The 19796-nt window shown below is 67.2% G+C and carries 14 protein-coding genes; 4 read left to right on the forward strand and 10 right to left on the reverse strand.

The genetic code is table 11. The annotated features are described in order from the left end of the window. The 4 genes from ACWV14_RS15865 to map all read right to left on the reverse strand — a co-directional run bounded on the left by ACWV14_RS15865 (position 1) and on the right by map (position 6664). Positions 1–2079, reverse strand: coding sequence for a diguanylate cyclase (locus ACWV14_RS15865; protein WP_454909424.1), 2079 nt, complete (start codon positions 2077–2079; stop codon positions 1–3). Further along, the gene (locus tag ACWV14_RS15870) at positions 2080–3117 is read right to left on the reverse strand and encodes a GGDEF domain-containing protein (RefSeq protein ID WP_454909425.1); all 1038 of its coding nucleotides are present in this window, start codon (positions 3115–3117) and stop codon (positions 2080–2082) included. It lies immediately after the preceding gene. A gap of 93 nt (positions 3118–3210) precedes the next feature. Further along, a complete protein-coding gene (locus ACWV14_RS15875; RefSeq protein WP_454909426.1) occupies positions 3211–5817 on the reverse strand; it encodes a [protein-PII] uridylyltransferase in 2607 nt (868 codons plus the stop codon). A 22-nt stretch (positions 5818–5839) separates the two neighbouring features. Continuing rightward, positions 5840–6664 (reverse strand): type I methionyl aminopeptidase, encoded by an 825-nt coding sequence (map, locus tag ACWV14_RS15880; RefSeq protein ID WP_081269432.1) that lies wholly within the window; start codon positions 6662–6664, stop codon positions 5840–5842. Between the two features lie 155 nt (positions 6665–6819). Between map and purL the strand changes: the two genes are divergently transcribed. Further along, positions 6820–10788 carry a phosphoribosylformylglycinamidine synthase gene (gene purL / locus ACWV14_RS15885; RefSeq protein WP_454909427.1) on the forward strand — a complete coding sequence of 1323 codons (3969 nt, stop codon included), beginning with the start codon at positions 6820–6822 and terminating at the stop codon, positions 10786–10788. A gap of 5 nt (positions 10789–10793) precedes the next feature. Continuing rightward, positions 10794–11105 carry a hypothetical protein gene (locus ACWV14_RS15890; protein WP_454909428.1) on the forward strand — a complete coding sequence of 104 codons (312 nt, stop codon included), beginning with the start codon at positions 10794–10796 and terminating at the stop codon, positions 11103–11105. A 141-nt stretch (positions 11106–11246) separates the two neighbouring features. Here the strand turns inward: ACWV14_RS15890 and ACWV14_RS15895 are convergent, their stop codons facing one another. From ACWV14_RS15895 to ACWV14_RS15920, 6 genes are all read right to left on the reverse strand, one after another. Next, complete coding sequence (locus ACWV14_RS15895) at positions 11247–12032, reverse strand: peptidylprolyl isomerase (RefSeq protein WP_454909429.1); 786 nt, start codon at positions 12030–12032, stop codon at positions 11247–11249. A gap of 140 nt (positions 12033–12172) precedes the next feature. Continuing rightward, positions 12173–12454: a BolA family protein gene (locus ACWV14_RS15900; RefSeq protein WP_454909430.1), complete on the reverse strand. Its 282-nt coding sequence runs from the start codon at positions 12452–12454 to the stop codon at positions 12173–12175. Continuing rightward, a complete protein-coding gene (locus tag ACWV14_RS15905) occupies positions 12451–12993 on the reverse strand; it encodes a septation protein A (RefSeq protein WP_454909431.1) in 543 nt (180 codons plus the stop codon). Before ACWV14_RS15905 ends, ACWV14_RS15900 begins: the two co-directional genes overlap by 4 nt. A gap of 10 nt (positions 12994–13003) precedes the next feature. Next, positions 13004–13420 (reverse strand): peptide-methionine (R)-S-oxide reductase MsrB, encoded by a 417-nt coding sequence (msrB, locus tag ACWV14_RS15910; RefSeq protein ID WP_081269438.1) that lies wholly within the window; start codon positions 13418–13420, stop codon positions 13004–13006. Continuing rightward, positions 13417–14898, reverse strand: a complete 1482-nt coding sequence (locus ACWV14_RS15915) for a protein adenylyltransferase SelO (protein ID WP_454909432.1) — start codon at positions 14896–14898, stop codon at positions 13417–13419. The genes msrB and ACWV14_RS15915 overlap by 4 nt, the downstream gene beginning before the upstream one ends. A 77-nt stretch (positions 14899–14975) precedes the next feature. Next, positions 14976–16055 carry an AraC family transcriptional regulator gene (locus ACWV14_RS15920; RefSeq protein ID WP_454909635.1) on the reverse strand — a complete coding sequence of 360 codons (1080 nt, stop codon included), beginning with the start codon at positions 16053–16055 and terminating at the stop codon, positions 14976–14978. Positions 16056–16204: 149 nt separating this feature from the next. Here ACWV14_RS15920 and ACWV14_RS15925 point away from each other — a divergent pair, with 149 nt between their 5' ends. Then, positions 16205–18037, forward strand: a complete 1833-nt coding sequence (locus ACWV14_RS15925) for a carboxylesterase/lipase family protein (protein WP_454909433.1) — start codon at positions 16205–16207, stop codon at positions 18035–18037. Between the two features lie 114 nt (positions 18038–18151). Beyond that, positions 18152–19795, forward strand: a complete 1644-nt coding sequence (locus tag ACWV14_RS15930; RefSeq protein WP_422086602.1) for a 3-(methylthio)propionyl-CoA ligase — start codon at positions 18152–18154, stop codon at positions 19793–19795. The last annotated feature ends 1 nt before the right edge of the window (position 19796 follow it).

Here is a 19796-nt window from a genome sequence, read left to right on the forward strand (position 1 = left end):
TCAGTCTTCGATGCTGTCCGGCGTTGGCGCAGCTGCGGGCATGGCCCGAGCCCTGATGTCCCGAGGCGCTTGCGGCAAGCGCGGCGGACGCCCGGCGCGCACCACGCCGCGTCCGGCGGCCTTGGCGGCATAGCAGGCGGCGTCGGCCGCATCGACCCAGGCGTCGACCGAGCCGATTTCCTGCGACAGGCTGGCCACGCCGATGCTGGCACCGACGTGCAGGCTGCCCGACAGCCAGGGCAGCGCGATCGCGGAGATCGACGCCACGATGTCTTCCGCCACGCGCACGGCAGCCTCGTGCGTGCACTGCTCGAGCAGCAGCGCGAACTCGTCGCCGCCGATGCGTGCCGCCAGGTCGCCGGAGCGCACCCGCGACATGATGGCCGCGGCCGCCGCGCGCAGCATGGCGTCGCCCGACAGGTGGCCGCCGGTGTCGTTCACCTGCTTGAAGTGGTCCAGGTCGATGAACACCAGCGCCGCCGGCAGCGAGCCTGGCCGGCCCTCGATCAGCCGCTGCGCATGCTGGTCGAAGCGCTGGCGGTTGGCCAGGCCGGTCAGGCCGTCGTGGGCGGCAGACCATTCGAGCGCCTTGCGCGCATTGCGCTGTTCCTCGATGTTGAGCACCGTCCAGATCGAGCCGAAATCGGTGTGCTCCGGGTCGACCGGCCGGCTGCGCAACCGGGCCCAGAAGCGCGAGCCGTCGCCGCGCTGCATGCGGGATTCGCCGACGTACGAATTGCTGCTGGCAAAAGCTTCCTTCTCCAGCGCGGCGAGGGCGGGCTGGTCTTCCTCGGGCACGACGATCAGGTCCACCGGCTTGCCCAGCAGCTCGTCCTCGCGGTAGGACAGCAGGCGGCACAGTTCGTCGCTCACCAGCTCGAAGCGCCGGTCGCGGATGAAGGCGATGCCGATCGGTGCCGCGCGCATCACCGAGCGCAGCTTGCTGAACATCTCGCCGTTCAGTCGTTCCAGCTCGGCGCGCTGCACGCCGACGCGGCGCAGCACCTGGCCGAGCTGGCCGATTTCGCCGTCGCCCGTGGGCCAGCCGTCTTCGGGGCGCATGGCGTCGTCGAACATGTGCTGTGCGCGCCGCTCCAGCATGCTCAGCGGGCGCAGCAGCAGCCAGAGGCTCATGAAAATGCCTGCCGACAGCACCGCCACCAGCGTGAAGGCCCAGACCAGCGCCAGCCGGCGCGCGGCCTTCACCGGTGCCAGCACCTCGGCTTCGGGCCGCACGCGCCACACGACCCAGTCGGGGCCGGGTACGCCGGCGACGCTGGCGATCTCGTGGGCCTGGGGCAACAGCAGGCCCAGCGGCTCGACCGGGCTGCCCGCGGCCTGCCAGGCCTTGAAAGCCTGGGCCAGCCGGGGTTCTTCGGCAATCGAGTGCAGCAGCCGCTTGCCGTCGGGGTTCGCCAGCATCCGGCCCTGCATGTCGGTCAGGACGACCAGCGCGCCAGCATCGCTTTCCTGGGGGTCGACCAGTCCGTCGAGCAGGTCGCGGCTCGACAGGCGCAGCGTACCGCCCAGCACGGCGTAGATGCCCTTGGCGCCGCGCACCGGCTGGTTGACGGCAACGATGGGTTCGCCGGTCAGCGAGCCGATCAAGGCCTCGGACACGATGGGCCGCCCTTCGGCCAGCAACTGACTGAAATAGGGGCGGTCGCGGATGTTCACCGCCGGCTGCGAAACGCCGTTTTCGTCGCGCATCACGCGCACGTTGCCGTCGGGCGTGGCGATATAGATGTTGGCGAAGAAGTTGCGCATCACCGGCTTGCTCTGCATGAACGCCTTCAGCGCCGCCGGGTCCTGCAGCGTTGCCTCGTCGAGCACATCGGCCACCGACTCGAGCATCCGCTGCAGCTGGATCACGTTATGGCCCAGCAGGGCGGCGGTGCGCACCGACTCGTTCAGCTCGCGCTGGCGCTGCGATTCCAGCAGGTCGTGCTCGGTCCGCCCCACGATGACGGTCGTGATCAGGCCGATGCCGAGCACCAGCGCCAAAATCCCCCCCATCGTGATCCGGGCCTTGAGCGAACCCAGGGCCTTTTCGAGGCGTACCAGCCGGTCGGTATTCATTCAGTCGAGCTGCGTTTCCCTGGTGGGCGCGGTGGCCCGGCGCTCCCGTTTGACGTTGTACATGGCGCTGTCCGCCTGCTTCAGTGCCTCTTCCGCGGTGGTGGCGCGCGGGTCGACGGCCACCACGCCGACGCTCGCGCCGCCGTACTCGATGGTGGTCTTGCCGTTCAGCCGCAGGTCGCCGATGGTACTTTCGCCCAGGCGGTCGGCCAGCGCGCGCGCCGCGGTGCGCGGAGATTCGTCGAAAGTGGGGCCCGCGCCGATCACCACGAACTCGTCGCCGCCGAAGCGCGCCAGCATGTCGCTGGCCCGCAGCGAAGCCGACAGCCTGCCGGCCATGGTCGACAGGAAATCGTCCCCGACGTCGTGGCCGTGCGTGTCGTTGATTTTCTTGAAGCCGTCCATGTCGATGAACCCGACCAGCGTGCTGCGGCCTTCGCGCTCGCACTGGGCGAGCAGCCGGCGCAGTGCGTCGATCAGCGTGCGGCGGTTGGGCAGGCCGGTGAGGCTGTCGGTCGAGGCGTAGGCGGCCAGCTCGGCGTTGGCCCGCTTGAGCTTGACCAGGAGCATCTCGCGCTCGACCTGCTGGGCAAGCAGTTTCGCGAAGAGCCGAAGCACCGGTGCCGCATGTGGCGACAGCGGCAGCTTGTCCGCGCTGGCACCGCACAGGGTGCCGAAGAGGCCGCCGCCGTCGGTCTTGATCGGCGTGCTCACATAGGTCTGGATGCCGAGCTGGCGGGCGGCGTCGGAGTCGCCCCAGCGGCTGGCGACATCGTCGGCGAAGGTGCGGCCTTCTTCGAGTGCGCGGCGGCAGAGCGTGTCGGACCAGGGGACGGAAGCACCCTCGGCAATGGTCAGCTCCTTGGCATTCCGGGCGAAAAGTATGCTCTGCAGGCCCTTTTCGAGGTCGATGGTCGTGAGGTAGGTCGATTCCAGCCCCGTGACCACTTCGAGCATTTCAAGCATTGGGCGAGCCAGATCCTCGAGTGTCCTTGCCGAGGAGACCGAGTCTGAAAGCTGTTCAATCAGTGAGTCCATAGCCCACATTTTGACGGCGATGCGCCGCGGCTTCAGGCTTTCGTTGTATGAAAAGTAGCGCAAGACCCGCGCCGGCGCCCGAAAACCGGCGGCTCAGGACGCCAGCGCCTCCATCAGCTCGGTCTCGATGGCCAGCTGGGTTTTCTGTCCCTGCAGCTCGGGGCCGCTGATGAGGAAGGTGTCTTCCACCCGTTCGCCGAGCGTCGTCACCTTGGCGAGCTGCAGGTTCAGGTGGTGGCGCGCCAGCACCCGGGCCACCGAGTAAAGCAGGCCGGCCCGGTCGCTGGCCGAGATGTTGAGCAGCCAGCGCTGGGCCTTGTCGTCGGGCAGCAGGCTGATGCGCGGCTTGATCGGGAAGCTGCGCACCCGGCGCGACACCCGGCCCATGCTGGGCGGCGGCAGGGCGCCGGCCTCGGTGAGTGTCTGCGCCAGGCCCGACTCGACCATGCTGATCAGGTCGCGGTAGTGGTCGGGCAGGAAGGTGGTCACCACCTGGAAGGTGTCGAGCGCGTAGCCGTTGCTCGTGGTGTGCACCTTGGCATCCAGGATGCTGAACGACGATTGATCGAAATAGCCGCAGATGCGCGCAAAAAGATCGGGCTGGTCGGGCGTGTAGACGACCACCTGCAGGCCTTCGCCCACTGGCGACAGGTGCGCGCGCACGATGGGCGGCGCCTTCGGGTCGATCGGCACGCCCTTGGGCGGCACGAAGCGGGAGAGCTGCTTGGCGTGCCAGGCAATCTCGGTGGCGTCGTGGCGCATGAAGTAGCCGACGTCGAGCGTGTCCCACAGCGCCTTGTGCGCCTCGAAGCGCTGGGCATGCAGGGCCAGTTGCACCAGCGCCTCGCGCTTGCGCGACTCGACCTCGGCGTCCGGGTCGGGCATGCGGCCGCCCAGTGCGCGCAGCGTGTAGCGGTACAGGTCCTCGAGGAGCTTGCCTTTCCAGGCATTCCACACGCGCGGCGAGGTGCCGCGGATGTCGGCGATGGTCAGCAGGTAGAGGGCCGTGAGGTAGCGCTCGTTGCCCACGCGCTTGGCGAAGGCGCTGATGACTTCGGGGTCGCTCAGGTCCTGCTTCTGGGCAACCTGGCTCATCACCAGGTGCTCGGCCACGAGGAATTCGATGAGCTTGGCGTCTTCGCGGGCAACGCCGTGCTGCTTGCAGAAGCGCTGCACGTCGCGCGCGCCCAGCGTGGAGTGGTCGCCACCGCGGCCCTTGGCAATGTCGTGGAAGAGGGCCGCCACGTACAGGATCCAGGGCTTGTCCCAGCCGGCCGCGAGCTGCGAGCAGAACGGGTACTCGTGCGCATGCTCGGCAATGAAGAAGCGCCGCACGTTGCGCAGCACCATCAGGATGTGCTGGTCGACCGTGTACACATGGAACAGGTCGTGCTGCATCTGGCCCACGATGCTGCGAAACACCCGCAGGTAGCGTCCCAGCACCGAGGTCTGGTTCATCAGCCTGAAGGCATGCGTGATGCCGTAGGGCTGCAGCAGGATCCGCATGAAGGTCTCGTGGTTGACCGGGTCGTTGCGGAACTTGCTGTCCATCACATGGCGCGCGTTGTAGAGCGCGCGCAGCGTGCGCGCCGACAGGCCCTTCACGCCGATGGTCTTCTGGTAGAGCAGGAAGGTCTCGAGCACCGCGTGCGGCTCGCGCTCGTACAGGTCGTCGCTGGCAATCTCGATCAGGCCGGCGCGCTCGTAGAAGCGCTCGTTGATCGGCGTGTGATGCTCGTCGCTGGGCTGCAGGCGCTCCGAGATATTGAGCAGCAGGATCTGGTTGAGCTGCGACACCGCCTTGGCGGCCCAGTAGTAGCGGCGCATCAGCGCCTCGCTCGACTTGCGCTGCGACTCGCTTTCATAGCCGAAGCTGGCCGCCACGGCGGTCTGCAGGTCGAACACCAGCCGGTCTTCACGGCGGTTGGCGATCACGTGGAGCCGGGCGCGGATGAGCGAGAGCAGGGCCTCGTTGCGCTTGATCTGCTGGGCCTCGAAGGAGGTGGCCAGTCCGTTCTTGGCCAGGTCGTCCCAGCGGCTGCCGTAGCCGGCGGCCTTGGTCATCCACAGGATGGTCTGCAGGTCGCGCAGGCCGCCTGGCGATTCCTTGCAGTTCGGCTCCAGCGCATAGGGCGTGTTGTCGAACTTCTGGTGGCGGTGCCGCATTTCCTGCGACTTGGCCACGAAGAAAGCCTGCGGATCGATGGCGCGGGCAAAACGGCGGCGAAAGGCGGTGAAGAGCTTCTTGTCGCCGGCGATCAGCCGTGCCTCGAGCAGCGAGGTCTGGACGGTGACGTCTTTCTCGGCCTCGGCCAGGCACTCGTCGACCGTGCGCACGCTGGAGCCGATCTCGAGGCCGGCGTCCCAGCAGTGGCCGATGAAGGCCTCGATGCGGGCCGGGTCGACGCTACCGGCTTCGCCCTCGGGCGGCAGCAGCAGGAGCACGTCGACGTCGGAATACGGGAACAGCTCGCCGCGCCCGAAACCGCCCACGGCGGCCAGCGAGAGCGCGTCGCCGAAATCGGCCTCGCGCCACAGGGCACACAACGTTTCGTCCGCCAGCGCCGAGAGCTGGCGCAGCACCGTGTGGACGCTGCGCGTGGGCGCGCGGGCAAAGCGCAGGGTGTCGAAAAGCGCGAGCTTCTTCGCGCGATAGGCTTCGCGCAGCGTCGCCACGTCGATCTTGGCTGCTTCGATCACGGCCGGGGAGCGCGTGTGCGCGTCAGGTTTTGGTCGAGGTGACGAAGGAGGGCAGCGGGGGGCTGCCGGCGGAGAGCGTCAGCACCTCGTAGCCGGTCTCGGTGACCAGCACCGTGTGCTCCCACTGGGCAGACAGCGAATGGTCGCGCGTGACGATGGTCCAGCCGTCGTACTGGCCGCCCTTGAAGTCTTCCTTCACGTCGCGCTTGCCGGCGTTGATCATCGGCTCGATGGTGAAGATCATGCCGGGCTTGAGCTCTTCCATGGTGCCCGGGCGGCCGTAATGCAGCACCTGGGGTTCTTCATGGAAGCGCTGGCCCACGCCGTGGCCGCAGAACTCGCGCACCACCGAGAAGCCCTGGCCTTCGGCGAATTTCTGGATCGCGTGGCCCACGTCGCCCAGGTGCGCGCCGGGGCGTACCTGCAGGATGCCGTGCCACATGGCCTCGAAGGTGATGCTGCACAGGCGCTTGGCGGCGATGGAGGCGTCGCCGATCACGTACATGCGGCTGTTGTCGCCGAACCAGCCGTCCTTGATGACGGTCACGTCGACATTCATGATGTCGCCCTTCTTCAGGGGCTTGTCATTGGGAATGCCGTGGCACACCACGTGGTTCACCGAGGTGCAGAGCGACTTCGGAAACGGGACGCTGCTGGCGCCCATGTAGCCCACCGTGGCCGAGGTGGTGCCCTGCTTGACCATGTATTCGGCGGCCAGGCGATCGACATCGTTGGTCGTGATGCCGGGCTTGATGAAGGGCGTGAGGTAGTCCAGCACCTCGGAGGCCAGGCGGCAGGCGACCCGCATGGCTTCGATGCCCGCAGCGTCTTTGTAGTTAATGCTCATCCCCGAATTATCCCATCGGCCCGGCTAAAATCCCGGGTTAACGCGGATGACCCCAGTCAGCGGTCATTCGCCTTTATTCCTTGATTCCCAACGCGGCCCCCGAGGCCCCATCGACCGTGACGCAGCCCGCACCTCAAGCCCTTCCTGTCGTAACCATGTTCGAGGGCGGTAGCGCACTCAGCGACTTCCGCGCACGCCAGCTGCTGCCAAAGCTGCAGGCCATCGAGCCGCGCATCGAGGGCATTTCGGCCCGTTTCGTGCACCTGGTCGTGACCGATGCGGCGCTCGGCACGGCCGACCGCGAGCGCTTTGCCGCGCTGCTGACCTACGGCGAACCGTTCGAGGCGCCGGCCAAGGCGGGCACTTCGGTGGTGGTCACTCCGCGCCTGGGCACCGTGTCGCCCTGGGCCTCCAAGGCCACCGACATCGCCCACAACTGCGGCCTGGCGCTGCGCCGGGTCGAGCGCGTCACCCAGTACCACCTGAAGCTCAAGGCCCCGCTGATCGGCAAGGCCCCCGTGCTCGAAGGCGACCAACTGGCCGCCGCGGCCGGTCCGCTGCACGACCGCATGACCGAATCGGTGCTGGCCACGGTCGAGCAGGCGGCCAGCCTGTTCAGCGAACTGCCGGCCCAGCCGATGGCGCAGGTCGACGTGCTGGCCGGCGGCCGCACGGCGCTGGTCGCGGCCAACACCGGCTTCGGCCTGGCGCTGGCCGAGGACGAAATCGACTACCTGGTGGACGCCTTCACCCGCCTGGGCCGCAACCCCAGCGACGTCGAACTGATGATGTTCGCGCAGGCCAACAGCGAGCACTGCCGCCACAAGATCTTCAACGCCGACTTCACCATCGACGGCAAGGCCCAGCCGCAGAGCCTGTTCTCGATGATCCGCCACACCGAGAAGCAGAACCCGCAGCACACGGTCATCGCCTATGCCGACAACGCTTCGGTGATGGAAGGCGCGACCATCGAGCGCTTCATCCCCGCCAACGGCTCGCAGAGCTATCAAAAAGATAGCGCCCTGAGCCACGTGCTGATGAAGGTCGAGACGCACAACCACCCGACCGCCATTTCGCCTTTCCCCGGCGCATCGACCGGCGCGGGCGGCGAGATCCGCGACGAAGGCGCCACCGGCCGCGGCTCCAAGCCCAAGGCGGCCCTGACCGGATTCACCGTGTCCAAGCTCTGGCCTGAAGACGGCCACTACGGCAAGCCCGAACACATCGCCAGCCCGCTGCAGATCATGACCGAGGGCCCGCTGGGCGGCGCCGCGTTCAACAACGAATTCGGCCGTCCCAACCTGCTGGGCTACTTCCGCGAATACGAGCAGACGGTGGCGAGCGATCTCGACACCGTGCAGCGCGGCTACCACAAGCCCATCATGATCGCGGGCGGCCTCGGCAGCATCGACGCCAGCCAGACCAAGAAGATCCGCTTTCCGGCCGGCTCGCTGCTGATCCAGCTCGGCGGCCCCGGCATGCGCATCGGCATGGGCGGCAGCGCCGCCAGCTCGATGGCCACCGGCGCCAACGCGGCCGAGCTCGACTTCGACTCGGTGCAGCGCGGCAACCCCGAAATCGAGCGCCGTGCGCAGGAGGTCATCAACCATTGCTGGCAGCAGGGCGCGGCCAACCCGATCCTGGCGATCCACGACGTGGGCGCCGGCGGCCTGAGCAATGCCTTCCCCGAACTCACCAACGACGCCGGCCGCGGTGCGCGCTTCGACCTGCGCGCCGTGCCGCTCGAAGAATCGGGCATGGCGCCGAAGGAAATCTGGTGCAACGAAAGCCAGGAGCGCTACGTGCTGGCCATCGCGCCGGAGTCGCTCGAGCAGTTCAAGGCCTTCTGCGAGCGTGAGCGCTGCCCGTTCTCCGTGGTCGGCGTGGCGACCGAAGAGCGCCAGCTGCTGGTGGCCGACGAGGGCGCGGCAGTGCAGCCGGTCGACATGCCGATGGACGTGCTGCTCGGCAAGCCGCCGAAGATGCACCGCGACGTCAAGACCGTCGCCCGCACGTTCAAGCCGCTCGACCTGACGGGCGTCGACCTGCAGAAGGCCGCCATCGACGTGCTCGCGAATCCGACCGTGGCCTCGAAGCGCTTCCTCATCACCATCGGCGACCGCACCGTGGGTGGCCTGAGCCATCGCGACCAGATGGTCGGACCTTGGCAGGTGCCCGTGGCCGATTGCGCCGTGACGCTGGCCGACTACAAGGGCTTCGCCGGCGAAGCCATGAGCATGGGCGAGCGCACGCCGCTGGCCGCGCTGGACGCGCCGGCGTCGGGCCGCATGGCCGTGGCCGAGGCCATCACCAACCTGCTGGCCGCGCCCATCGAACTTTCGCGCGTCAAGCTGTCCGCCAACTGGATGGCCGCCTGCGGCGAGCCCGGCGAAGACGCCGCGCTGTACGAGACCGTCAAGGCCGTGGGCCTGGAGCTGTGCCCGGCGCTGGGCGTGTCGATTCCGGTCGGCAAGGATTCGCTGTCGATGCGCACGCAGTGGAAAGACGGCGCCGAGGCCAAGAAGGTAACGTCACCCGTGAGCCTGATCGTCACCGCCTTCGCCTCGCTGGCCGACGTGCGCGGCACGCTCACGCCGCAGCTGGACGCCGAAGAAGCCGACACCACACTGGTGCTTATCGACCTGGGCCAGGGCAAGCATCGCATGGCCGGCAGCATCCTCGCGCAGACGCTGGGCCAAAGCGGCGACACGGTGCCCGACCTCGACGACCCGGCGCAGCTGGTGGCGCTGGTCAACGCCGTGAACGCGCTGCGGGCCGACGGCAAGATCCTCGCGATGCACGACCGCAGCGACGGCGGCCTGTTCGCCACCGCCTGCGAAATGGCTTTTGCCGGCCACGTCGGCGTGGCGCTGAACGTCGACATGCTGGTCACCGAAGGCGACGGCATTTCCGACAGCCGCATGGAAACCGGCGACGCCAAGAACTGGGCACAGCAGGTCAGCGCGCGGCGCGAAGAGCTCACGCTCAAGGCGCTGTTCAACGAAGAGCTGGGCATGCTGCTGCAGGTGCGCACCGCCGAGCGCAACGACGTCATGCAGGTGCTGCGCGCCCACGGCCTCAGCACGCACAGCCACTTCGTCGGCAAGACGCGTCCCGCCAGCTCGCCCATGGATGCGGGCAAGGGCAAGGTCGAAGTCTGGCGCGACGCCAAGTCGGTGTTCAGCGCCAGCCTCCACGACCTGCAGCAGGTGTGGGACTCGGTCAGCTGGAAGATCGCCCGCGAGCGCGACAACCCCGCCTGCGCGGATGCCGAGCACGCCGCAGCCGGCGTGCCGAACGATCCGGGCATGCACGTGTTCCTGCCGAATGCGCAGCCTGCCGCCCCCGCCATCCTGCAGTCGCGCCCCAAGGTCGCGATCCTGCGGGAGCAGGGCGTCAACTCGCACGTCGAGATGGCCTACGCCTTCACCGAAGCCGGCTTCGAAGCCTTCGACGTCCACATGACCGACCTGCAGACGGGCCGCGCGGACCTCGCCAACTTCAAGGGCGTGGTCGCCTGCGGCGGCTTCAGCTACGGCGACACGCTGGGCGCCGGCATCGGCTGGGCGCGCAGCATCACCTTCAACCCGAAGCTGGCCGAGCAGTTCAAGACCTTCTTCGGCCGCGCCGACACCTTCGGCCTGGGCGTGTGCAACGGCTGCCAGATGTTCGCCGAACTGGCCGACATCATTCCGGGCGCAGAAGCCTGGCCGCGTTTCACTACCAACCAGAGCGAGCGTTTCGAGGCGCGCCTGTCGATGGTCGAAGTGCTTGAGTCGCCCAGCATCTTCTTCGCGGGCATGGCTGGCAGCCGCCTGCCGATCGCGGTGGCGCACGGCGAGGGCTACGCCAACTTCAAGCACCGCGGCGACGCCGCCAAGGCCATCGGTGCGATGCGCTTCGTGGACAACCATGGCCAGCCGACCGAGCAGTACCCGTTCAACCCGAACGGCAGCGCGGGCGGACTGACTTCGGTCACGACGCCGGACGGCCGCTTCACCGCGGTGATGCCGCACCCGGAGCGCGTGTTCCGCAACATCCAGATGAGCTGGACCCCGGGCGACAAGAGCGACCTGAGCCCCTGGATGCAGATCTGGCGCAACGCGCGCCGCTGGGTGGGCTGAAGCCGATGCTCGACCTCGATCACCCGCGAAGCCGGCACGTGCTGGAAGCGGCGCGGATCGAGGATCTGATTCGCAAGCAATTGCTCGCGTGGCGGGACGATCCGGCGGCCGAGACGGTGGCTCGCGCGCAGGTGCTGCAGGTCTTGCTGCCTCAACTCGATGCGCTCAACACCGCGCACTTCGGCGCCTCGAAGAAGATCGCGCGCACGCTCGATGCGCTGCGCGGCGCGATGCAGGGCGACAGCGCGGATGCCGCCTGGCAGGCTTTCGTCGTGCTTGACCGCCCGGGCGACAACTTCGGCACCTGGGCGATCTGAAATAAAGACGCCCACGAAAAAGCGGCCCGCGGGCCGCTTTTTTCATTTCCAGAACACCGCGGAACCGGCTTCGCCGGGCCGCAGGTGTTGCCCCCTGCAAGGGGGTGGGCGTAGTGACACGAAGTGCGCGAAGCCTGGGGGTTATTCCACTTTCGCCTTTGCGCGCAGGTCTTCCTGGTACTTCTGCAGGCGCTGCTGTTGCAGTTGCTGCGTGATCTGCGGCTTCACTTCTTCCAGCTTCGGCAGTTGGGCCTGGCGGATGTCGTCGACGCGGATGATGTGCCAGCCGAACTGGGTCTTGATCGGGGCGGGGGTGGTTTCGCCCTTCTTCAGCTTGATCATGGCTTCCGAGAACTCGGGCACGAAGCTCGCGGGGTTGGCCCAGTCGAGGTCGCCGCCGTTGGCGCCCGATCCCGGGTCCTTGCTCTGCTTCTTGGCGATGTCTTCGAACTTGGCACCCTTCTTCAGGTCGGCCATGATCTTCTTGGCCTGGTCTTCGGTTTCGACCAGGATGTGGCGCGCCTTGTATTCCTTGCCGCCATTGGCCGCGACGAACTTGTCGTACTCGGCCTTCACGTCGGCGTCGGAGACCGGGTTGGTCTTGCGGTAGTTGTCGAACAGCGCACGAATCAGGATGGCCTGGCGGGCGAGTTCGAGCTGGTTCTTGTAGTCCTCGCTGGCGTCCAGGCCTTGCTTCTGGGCTTCCTGCATGAACACTTCGCGTGCCACGATTTCCTCGCGCAGTTGGCCTTGCATTTCAGGCGTCACCGGGCGGCCGGCAGCGGCCAGTTGTTGGGCCAGAACGTCCATGCGGGCCTTGGGCACCGGCTTGCCGTTCACGATGGCTGCGTTCTGCGCGAGCGCGGCCATGGGAATGGCACCGAGCAGCACTGCGGCCGCGACGGCCTGCAAGATTTGTTTTTTCATGGAATGAATATCGAGCTGGAAAGGAAATGCGCGTGTAGGAAAAGGCGCGGGAAAGAAAGCAGGGATAGGGAAGAAAAGGGCGGGGTGGTACGGCAGCCGCTGCAACCGCGGTAGGCGCGGCGCGCGGCCCGTTGGACGACTCAGAGCACCTCGATGGCGATGGCGTGCAGCCCCTGTGCGATAAAAACTTGGAGGGCATCATACACAAGCCGATGCCGCGCCACGCGGGGCTTTCCCTCGAACCGGGGGGAGGCGATGCGGACCCGGAAATGGGTGCCTCGGCCTTGCGCGTTGGCGCCCGAATGGCCGGCGTGGGCGGCGCTCTCGTCGATCACTTCGAGCTGCGTGGGGGCCAGCGCCTCGCGCAGCGCGGCTTCGATGTCGGCCGCCGTGGGCAGCAGTGCGGTGGTGGTGCTCGTCATGCGGTCGGCTTGTCGTCGTTCTTCAGGTGCGGCGCGATGTACAGGCCCTGCGCCACCAGGAAGACGATGGGGAACACATAGCCCCAGAGCTTGAAGTTGACCCAGGCCTCGGTCGTGAAGTAGGCCGCCACGTAGCCGTTGATGATGGCCATGAACAGGCAATAGCCGATCCACGCCACGTTCAGCCGGCCCCAGATGCGCTCGGGCAGTTCGAGCTGCTGGCCCAGCAGCATCTTCAGGAAGTTTTTCTTCAGTGCCCAGAGCGCCACGGCGAGCGCGAACGCCATTGCGCCGTACAGCACGGTCGGCTTCCACTTGATGAAGCGGTCGTCGTGCAGCGCCAGCGTGAGCGTGCCGAACAGCAGTATCAGCACCAGCGTTGCCTTCTGCATGGCCTGCAGCTTGCGCTCCATGGCGTAGATGATGGCCATCTGCACCACGGTGGCGGCCATCAGCACGCCGGTGGCCGTATAGATGTCGGCCAGCTTGTAGGCGCCGAAGAACAGCAGGATCGGGAAGAAGTCGAGGATCAGTTTCATTCGGAGCGGCTCAGTCGGCCTTTTTCTGGAAGTCGAGCGAAGCCGAGTTCATGCAGTAGCGCAGGCCGGTCTCGGTGGGGCCGTCGGGGAACACATGGCCCAGGTGGGCGCCGCAATTGGCGCAGACGTTCTCGGTGCGGACCATGCCGTGCGAGCGGTCGATGATGTTCCTGATGGCGCCGGGCACCGCTTCTTCCGAGAAGCTGGGCCAGCCGCAGCCGGCGTCGAACTTGGTCGACGACTCGAACAGCTTGGCGCCGCAGCACACGCAGTGGTAGGTGCCGTCGTCCCAGTGGGCTTCGTATTTGCCGGTGAACGGGCGTTCGGTGGCGGCGTGGCGCGTCACTTCGAAGGCGGCGGGTTCGGCGCCTTTTTCAGCGAGCAGGGCTTTCCATTCGGCGTCGGTTTTCTGTACGGGAGTGGTCATGATGAGCAGCTGATTTCAATCGTGGAGGCCCAGTCGGGCGCGAAGCCGGCATAAGCGTCGGCGCCGGGATGTTCTTCAAATGGGGTCTCGAGCACAGCCAGCAAGGTTGCCACACCGGAGTTGTCTTTTTGCTGACTTGCTTCGATGGCTTGCTGTCCCAGGTGGTTCCGCAGCACGAACTTGGGGTTGGACCGAAGCATCAGGCCCGCCGCTCGCGCCCGGTCCGACGCCGCGTGGCGCTCCGAAAACAATAGCAGCCAGGCGTCGAAGCCCTCGCGGTCCAGGAACAGGTCGCGCACCGGCTCGAGCCTGCCGTCGGCCATGTAGTTCGACAGCCGTCGCCAGAAGATCGTGTAGTCGACCTTGCCCGCGGCCAGCAGCTTGAGCACGCCTTCGACGAGCGGGCGGTCGCCCTCGGCCGCGTCCGCCAGGCCCAGCTTGGCGCGCATGCGGCCCTCGAACTCGCTGGGGAACACGCTCTTGTAAGACTCCAGCGCGGCCACGGCGATTTCCTGGTCGCCGATGAGCGGAAGCAGTGCCTGCGCGAGGCAGAACAGGTTCCAGTACGCGACATTGGGCTGCTGGTTGAAGGCGTAGCGGCCGCTGGTGTCGCTGTGATTGCAGATATGGCGCGGATCGAAGCCGTCGAGGAACTGGAACGGCCCGTAGTCGATGGTGAGCCCCAGGATGCTCATGTTGTCGGTGTTCATCACCCCGTGGCAGAAGCCCACGGCCTGCCATTGCGCGAGCAGGGCGGCGGTGCGCTCGCTCACGGCTTCGAGGAATGCGGCGTACGCATTGCCGTTGAAGCGCTCGGTATTGCGGCAGTCCGGGTAGTAGCGGTCGATGACGTAGTCGGCCAGCGCGCGCAGTTCGTCTTCGCGCTGGTTGGCGGCAAAGTGCTCGAAGTGGCCGAAGCGCACGAAGCTGGGCGCCACGCGCGCCACGACCGCTGCGCTTTCGAGTTCCTCGCGGCGCACGCGGGCGTCGGAGCCGGTTACGCAGAGGGCGCGCGTGGTCGGAATGCCCAGCCCGTGCATCGCCTCGCTGCAGAGGAATTCGCGGATGCTGGAGCGCAGCACCGCGCGGCCGTCGCCGCCGCGGGAGTAGGGCGTGCGCCCCGCGCCCTTCAGCTGCACCTCGAGCCCGCCGTCGGTCTCGCCGATCATGATGGCGCGCCCGTCTCCCAGCTGGCCGGCCCACACGCCGAACTGGTGGCCGCTGTACACGGTGGCAAATGGCCGGGTGCCCGCAATGGGCATGCTGCCGGTCAGCGCGGCCAGCGTATCGCTCGATTCATGCCAGCCGGGCGGCAATCCGAGTTCGCGCGCAACGGCTTCGCTGCGGCCCACCCAGTAAGGATCGGGCAGGGGCGTCGGCCGCAATTCGGTGAAAAACGCGGGGCCCAGGTTGGAGAAGCCGGATTTCCAGCGCAGGCCCAGGTCGGCGACCGGGGTGTCTTCAGCAAGCAAGCTCATGCGCGGATTGTCCGGCACGGCGCGTAACCCCTTGCCGAGCGGGCCATCGCGGCCCCCTTGTACGAGACCCAGGGTGCTCAGGCAGCCAGCGGCGCGGGGCTGTCCCAGATGCGCGCCCGGTACTGCGCCGGCGGCACGCCGAACCAGCGCTTGCAGGCGCGAAAGAAGTTGCTCGTGTCGACGAAGCCCAGCATGTCCGCCACGTCGGTCAGCGTGTGGCGGTCTTCCGCCAGGTACTGCTGCGCAAGCTCGCGGCGTGTGCGGTCCAGCAATCCCTGGAACGACACCGACTCCTCCTGGAGCCTGCGCTGCAGGGTGCGCTCTGCCAGCCCCAGGCCGGATGCCACGTCCTGCCGGCGCGGCTCGCCGTGCTGCAGCCGGCGCGCGATCTCGGCGCACACGAGGCTGCTGGTGGTGGTCTGGCCCAGCAGGTCGAGCTGATCGTCGAGGAGGTGCTCCTGCAACTCGCCCAGTGTCTCGTGATGGGTGGGCAGCTGCAGGGCCAGGTCGGCACCCGACAGCAGCAGCCGATTGGCAGGCGCATTGAAGCGAACCTCGCAACCGAAGGCCTCGCGGTGCGGCCGGTCGTCGGCCGGCGCGGGGTAGACGAACTCCATGGCCAGCGGCTGCAGGTCGCGCCGCGCGAGCCATTGGCATTGCATCAGCACGGTCAGCAGGGCGTATTCGACGCGCTGGCGCGGAATCGGCAGGCTGCCGCCGGTGTGCTCCATCGCCAGCCAGCAGCCGCGCGGTTCGGGGTGCAGCGAGAAAGCTGTCGCATCGGAGATCACCGCCATGTAGCGCGCCAGCCGCGCAAGCGCAGCCCCCAGCGTGGGGCTGCAAGACATGGCATGGCCTACCGTGCCCAGCTTGCTGTGCGTGGCGGCCAGGTCGCGATGCAGGCCCAGCGTGGGCCGGGCGGCGCGCGCCACGGCGAGCTGCCACAGCACCGTGATCTCGTCTACCGGAATGCGCGTGTTCTGCCGGTGCAGGGAGTCCGGGTCGAAGCCGGCCTCCCGCAGCAGCGAAGGCACGTCCAGCCCCTCGGCCTCGAACATCGACAGCACGCCTTCGAGCCACGCGGCCGAGCTGGTGCGCAGCTCCGGCTGCGGCATGCCGCCGGACCGGCGCTGCGGCCCGCGCTGGCGGTGCGACAGGGAGGCTCCTGAAGTCATTCTTTTGGCTTCCTTGCGATAGCGATGAAAACGACGCCGGTTTCTAGAATTTTTTGCGTGCTCGGCGGTCCGGAGTATGGGTGCCGTGCGCCAGGCAAGGAATTCCGATTAACCCGGTGTGGAGACAAAAAATGAAAACAGAGACAACGGCACAAGACCAGGGCGCGGCAGCAAAAACGGCGATAGCCAGGGCCACTGCGGCAGTGGTCGGCGCGGCGGCCCTTGTGGCTCTCTCGGCCTGCGGCGGCGGATCGTCCGGTTCGTCCGGCTTCGCCTTCTTGCCGAGTGCGCCTCCACCGGCGCCGGCGCCCGCGGCCCAGCCTCCCGCCGACGGGCCGATGGTGCGCCAGACCACGGCCGGCAAGATCGAAGGCGTGGACGACAGCGCCCGCTCGGGCACCTATTACTGGAAGGGGGTCCCGTTCGCCAAGGCACCGGTGGGCGCGCTGCGCTGGCGTGCGCCGGTTGCACCCGAAGCCTGGAGCGGCATCCGCCCGGCCGCCAAATTCGGCAATGCCTGCCTGCAGATCGGCCGCATCTTCAGCCCCGGCCTCAACAACACATACGACGCCACTATCGGCACCAACCTCGGAAAGCCGGTCGGCAGCGAAGACTGCCTCTTCGTCAACATCTGGCGCCCGGCGACGACCGAGAAGAACCTGCCGGTGCTGCTGTTCATACATGGCGGCAGCAATATCTCCGGCTACACGGCCGATCCGCTGTACGACGGCGCCAAGCTGGCAAAGACCGCCAACGCGGTGGTCATCACCGCCAGCTACCGCCTCGGCATCCTGGGCTTCCTGAACATGCCGCAGCTGAAGCCCGGCGGCACGGAGGGAGACGACTCGGGCAACTTCGCGCTGCTCGACAACATGGCGGCGCTGCGCTTCATTGCGAACAACGTCGCCAACTTCGGAGGCGATCCGGGCAACGTCACGCTGTCGGGCGAGTCGGCAGGCGCCACCAACCTGCTGTCGGTCATGACTTCGCCGATGGCCAAGGGCCTGTTCCACAAGGCCTTCGAGATGAGCGGCGGCATTTCGCTCGCGACCAACCTGCCGCCCGGCACGCTGCCTTCGCTGTCGCCGGCCTCGGCTTCGCTCGCGCAGGGCGCGGCCATACTGGAGAAGCTGCTCGTTGCCGACGGCACCGCTGCCGACGAAACCGCAGCCAAGGCCTACATCGCCACCCGCACGCCGGCCCAGATCGCCGAGTACCTGCGGGCGCAGGACGGCGGTGCGCTGCTGGGCAAGGTGGCCGCCGCGGGCCTGGGCTCGGTCGCGCCGATTCCCGACGGCACCGTGATCCCGACCGACCCCATCGGCGCCATCGCGGCCGACCGGTATGTGAAGGTGCCCATGCTCGCGGGCAACACGCGCGACGAGGGCAAGCTCTTCGCGTCGCTGCTGAGGACCATCGGCTTCCCGACCTCGGGCTGGATCGTCAACGACGCCCAGCGCTTTTCGCTGATGTTCAACTTCGACCCCGATGCCGCGCCCACGCTCACGGTGAACGACATCATCGATCCGTTCTACCTTCCGGTAGACAACCCCGGCACCGGCTACAACGCGGCCACCGCCCTCATCACGAAGGGGCTCTTCGAGGCAAACCGCGACAACCTCCTGGACACGATGAAGACGCGCCAGTCGAACATCTGGCACTACCGCCTCGACTGGTCGCAGGAGGCTTCTCCGTGGAATGACGTGTACGGCGCCTCGCACGCCTTCGACCTGCCATTCGTGTTCGGCAACTTCGGCCCATCGGTGCTGTCGAGCTCCATCGGCGGCAAGGCCAACGAGAAGGGGCGACTCGCGCTGTCGAATGCCGTCATGGCCAGCATCGGCGCCTTCATGCGCAAGGGCGATCCGAACACGCCCGAACTTGGTGCGACCTGGGCGCCGTGGCCTTCGCAATTGCTGCTCGACGCCACGCCCACGGACACCAGGATCACGCCGGCGCAATGAGCCGCTCCGTTCAATCTTGCAGTGCGGGTTTGTGTCATTGTGGAAGTGGCCGAAGCTTGCGTGAATCCGTTGTCCGCAAGTTTTCATGAAGTCATTTCACATAGGAGTCCGTAGATGCTGGGTTTGATGCAAGACCAACCGCTTTTGATCTCGTCGCTGATCGAGTTCGCCGAGCGCCACCATGGCGACGGCGAGGTCGTCTCGCGCCGTGTCGAGGGCGACATCCACCGCTGCACCTGGAGCGACATCGCATCGCGCGCCAGGCAGGTGGCCAATGCGCTGGACGGCGAGCAACTGCTGTTCAGCGACCGCGTCGCGACCCTGGCCTGGAACGGCTACCGCCACCTGGAGCTTTACTACGGCGTGAGCGGCAGCGGCCGCGTGCTGCACACCATCAACCCGCGCCTGCACCCCGACCAGATCGCCTGGATCGCCAACCACGCCGAAGACCAGATCCTGTGCTTCGACCTGAGCTTCCTGCCGCTGGTGCAGGCGGTGCATGCCAAATGTCCCACGATCCGGAAATGGGTTGCACTGTGTGATGCCGACAAGCTGCCGGCCGACAGCGGCGTGCCCAACCTGGTGAGCTACGAGAGCTGGATGGGCACGCAGCCCACCGACTACGAATGGCCCAGCTTCGACGAGAACTCCGCATCGAGCATGTGCTACACGAGCGGCACCACGGGCAACCCGAAGGCCGCGCTCTACAGCCACCGTTCCACGCTGCTGCATGCGTATGCCGCGGCGCTGCCCGACGTCATGCGCCTGTCGGCGCGCGACTCGGTGCTGCCCGTGGTGCCGATGTTCCACGTCAATGCCTGGGGCATTCCGTACTCGGCCGCGCTGGTGGGCTGCAAGCTGGTGTTCCCCGGCCCGGCGCTCGACGGCAAATCGGTGTACGACCTGATCGAAGCCGAAGGCGTGACCTTCGCGGCGGGCGTGCCCACCGTGTGGCAGATGCTGCTGGGCCACATGCAGACCAACGGCCTGAAGTTCAGCAAGCTGGACCGCACCGTCATCGGCGGCTCGGCCTGCCCGCCGGCCATGATCACGGCGTTCCAGGAGAAGTACGACGTCGAGGTGCTGCACGCCTGGGGCATGACCGAGATGAGCCCGCTGGGCACGCTGTGCACGCTGAAGAACAAGCACCTGACGCTGCCGCCCGACGCGCAGCTCAAGATCCGCATGAAGCAGGGCCGCGCGATCTTCGGCGTCGACATGAAGATCGTCGACGGCGACGGCAACGAGCTGCCCTGGGACGGCAAGGCCTACGGCGACCTGCTGGTCAAGGGGCCGTGGATCGTCAAGGAATACTTCAAGGGCGAGGGCGGCGACCCGCTCATTCCCGATGCGCGCAACCGCGGCTGGTTTCCCACCGGCGACGTCGCCACCATCGACGCCGAGGGCTACCTGCAGATCACCGACCGCAGCAAGGACGTGATCAAGTCCGGCGGCGAGTGGATCAGCTCCATCGACATCGAGAACATCGCCGTGGCGCATCCGGCCGTGGCCATGGCCGCGTGCATCGGCGTGTTCCACCCCAAGTGGGACGAGCGGCCGGTCATTGCCGTCGCGAAGAAGCCGGGCGCCGAAGTCACGCGCGAGGAGCTGCTGAAGTTCTACGAGGGCAAGACCGCCAAGTGGCAGATCCCCGACGACGTGGTGTTCGTCGAGGCCATTCCGCTGGGCGCCACCGGCAAGATTCTGAAGACCAAGCTGCGCGAGCTGCTCAAGGACTACAAGCTGCCCACACTCTGAA

This window comes from Variovorax durovernensis, assembly GCF_977011995.1.

Excerpts from the sequence above, each read along its gene's own strand:
- ACWV14_RS15865 (WP_454909424.1), bottom strand. The coding sequence starts at position 2,079 with ATGAATACCGACCGGCTGGTACGCCTCGAAAAGGCCCTGGGTTCGCTC.
- ACWV14_RS15870 (WP_454909425.1), bottom strand. The coding sequence starts at position 3,117 with ATGGACTCACTGATTGAACAGCTTTCAGACTCGGTCTCCTCGGCAAGG.
- map (WP_081269432.1), bottom strand. The coding sequence starts at position 6,664 with ATGAGCATTAACTACAAAGACGCTGCGGGCATCGAAGCCATGCGGGTC.
- purL (WP_454909427.1), top strand. The coding sequence starts at position 6,820 with ATGTTCGAGGGCGGTAGCGCACTCAGCGACTTCCGCGCACGCCAGCTG.
- ACWV14_RS15890 (WP_454909428.1), top strand. The coding sequence starts at position 10,794 with ATGCTCGACCTCGATCACCCGCGAAGCCGGCACGTGCTGGAAGCGGCG.
- ACWV14_RS15895 (WP_454909429.1), bottom strand. The coding sequence starts at position 12,032 with ATGAAAAAACAAATCTTGCAGGCCGTCGCGGCCGCAGTGCTGCTCGGT.
- ACWV14_RS15900 (WP_454909430.1), bottom strand. The coding sequence starts at position 12,454 with ATGACGAGCACCACCACCGCACTGCTGCCCACGGCGGCCGACATCGAA.
- ACWV14_RS15905 (WP_454909431.1), bottom strand. The coding sequence starts at position 12,993 with ATGAAACTGATCCTCGACTTCTTCCCGATCCTGCTGTTCTTCGGCGCC.
- msrB (WP_081269438.1), bottom strand. The coding sequence starts at position 13,420 with ATGACCACTCCCGTACAGAAAACCGACGCCGAATGGAAAGCCCTGCTC.
- ACWV14_RS15915 (WP_454909432.1), bottom strand. The coding sequence starts at position 14,898 with ATGAGCTTGCTTGCTGAAGACACCCCGGTCGCCGACCTGGGCCTGCGC.
- ACWV14_RS15925 (WP_454909433.1), top strand. The coding sequence starts at position 16,205 with ATGAAAACAGAGACAACGGCACAAGACCAGGGCGCGGCAGCAAAAACG.
- ACWV14_RS15930 (WP_422086602.1), top strand. The coding sequence starts at position 18,152 with ATGCTGGGTTTGATGCAAGACCAACCGCTTTTGATCTCGTCGCTGATC.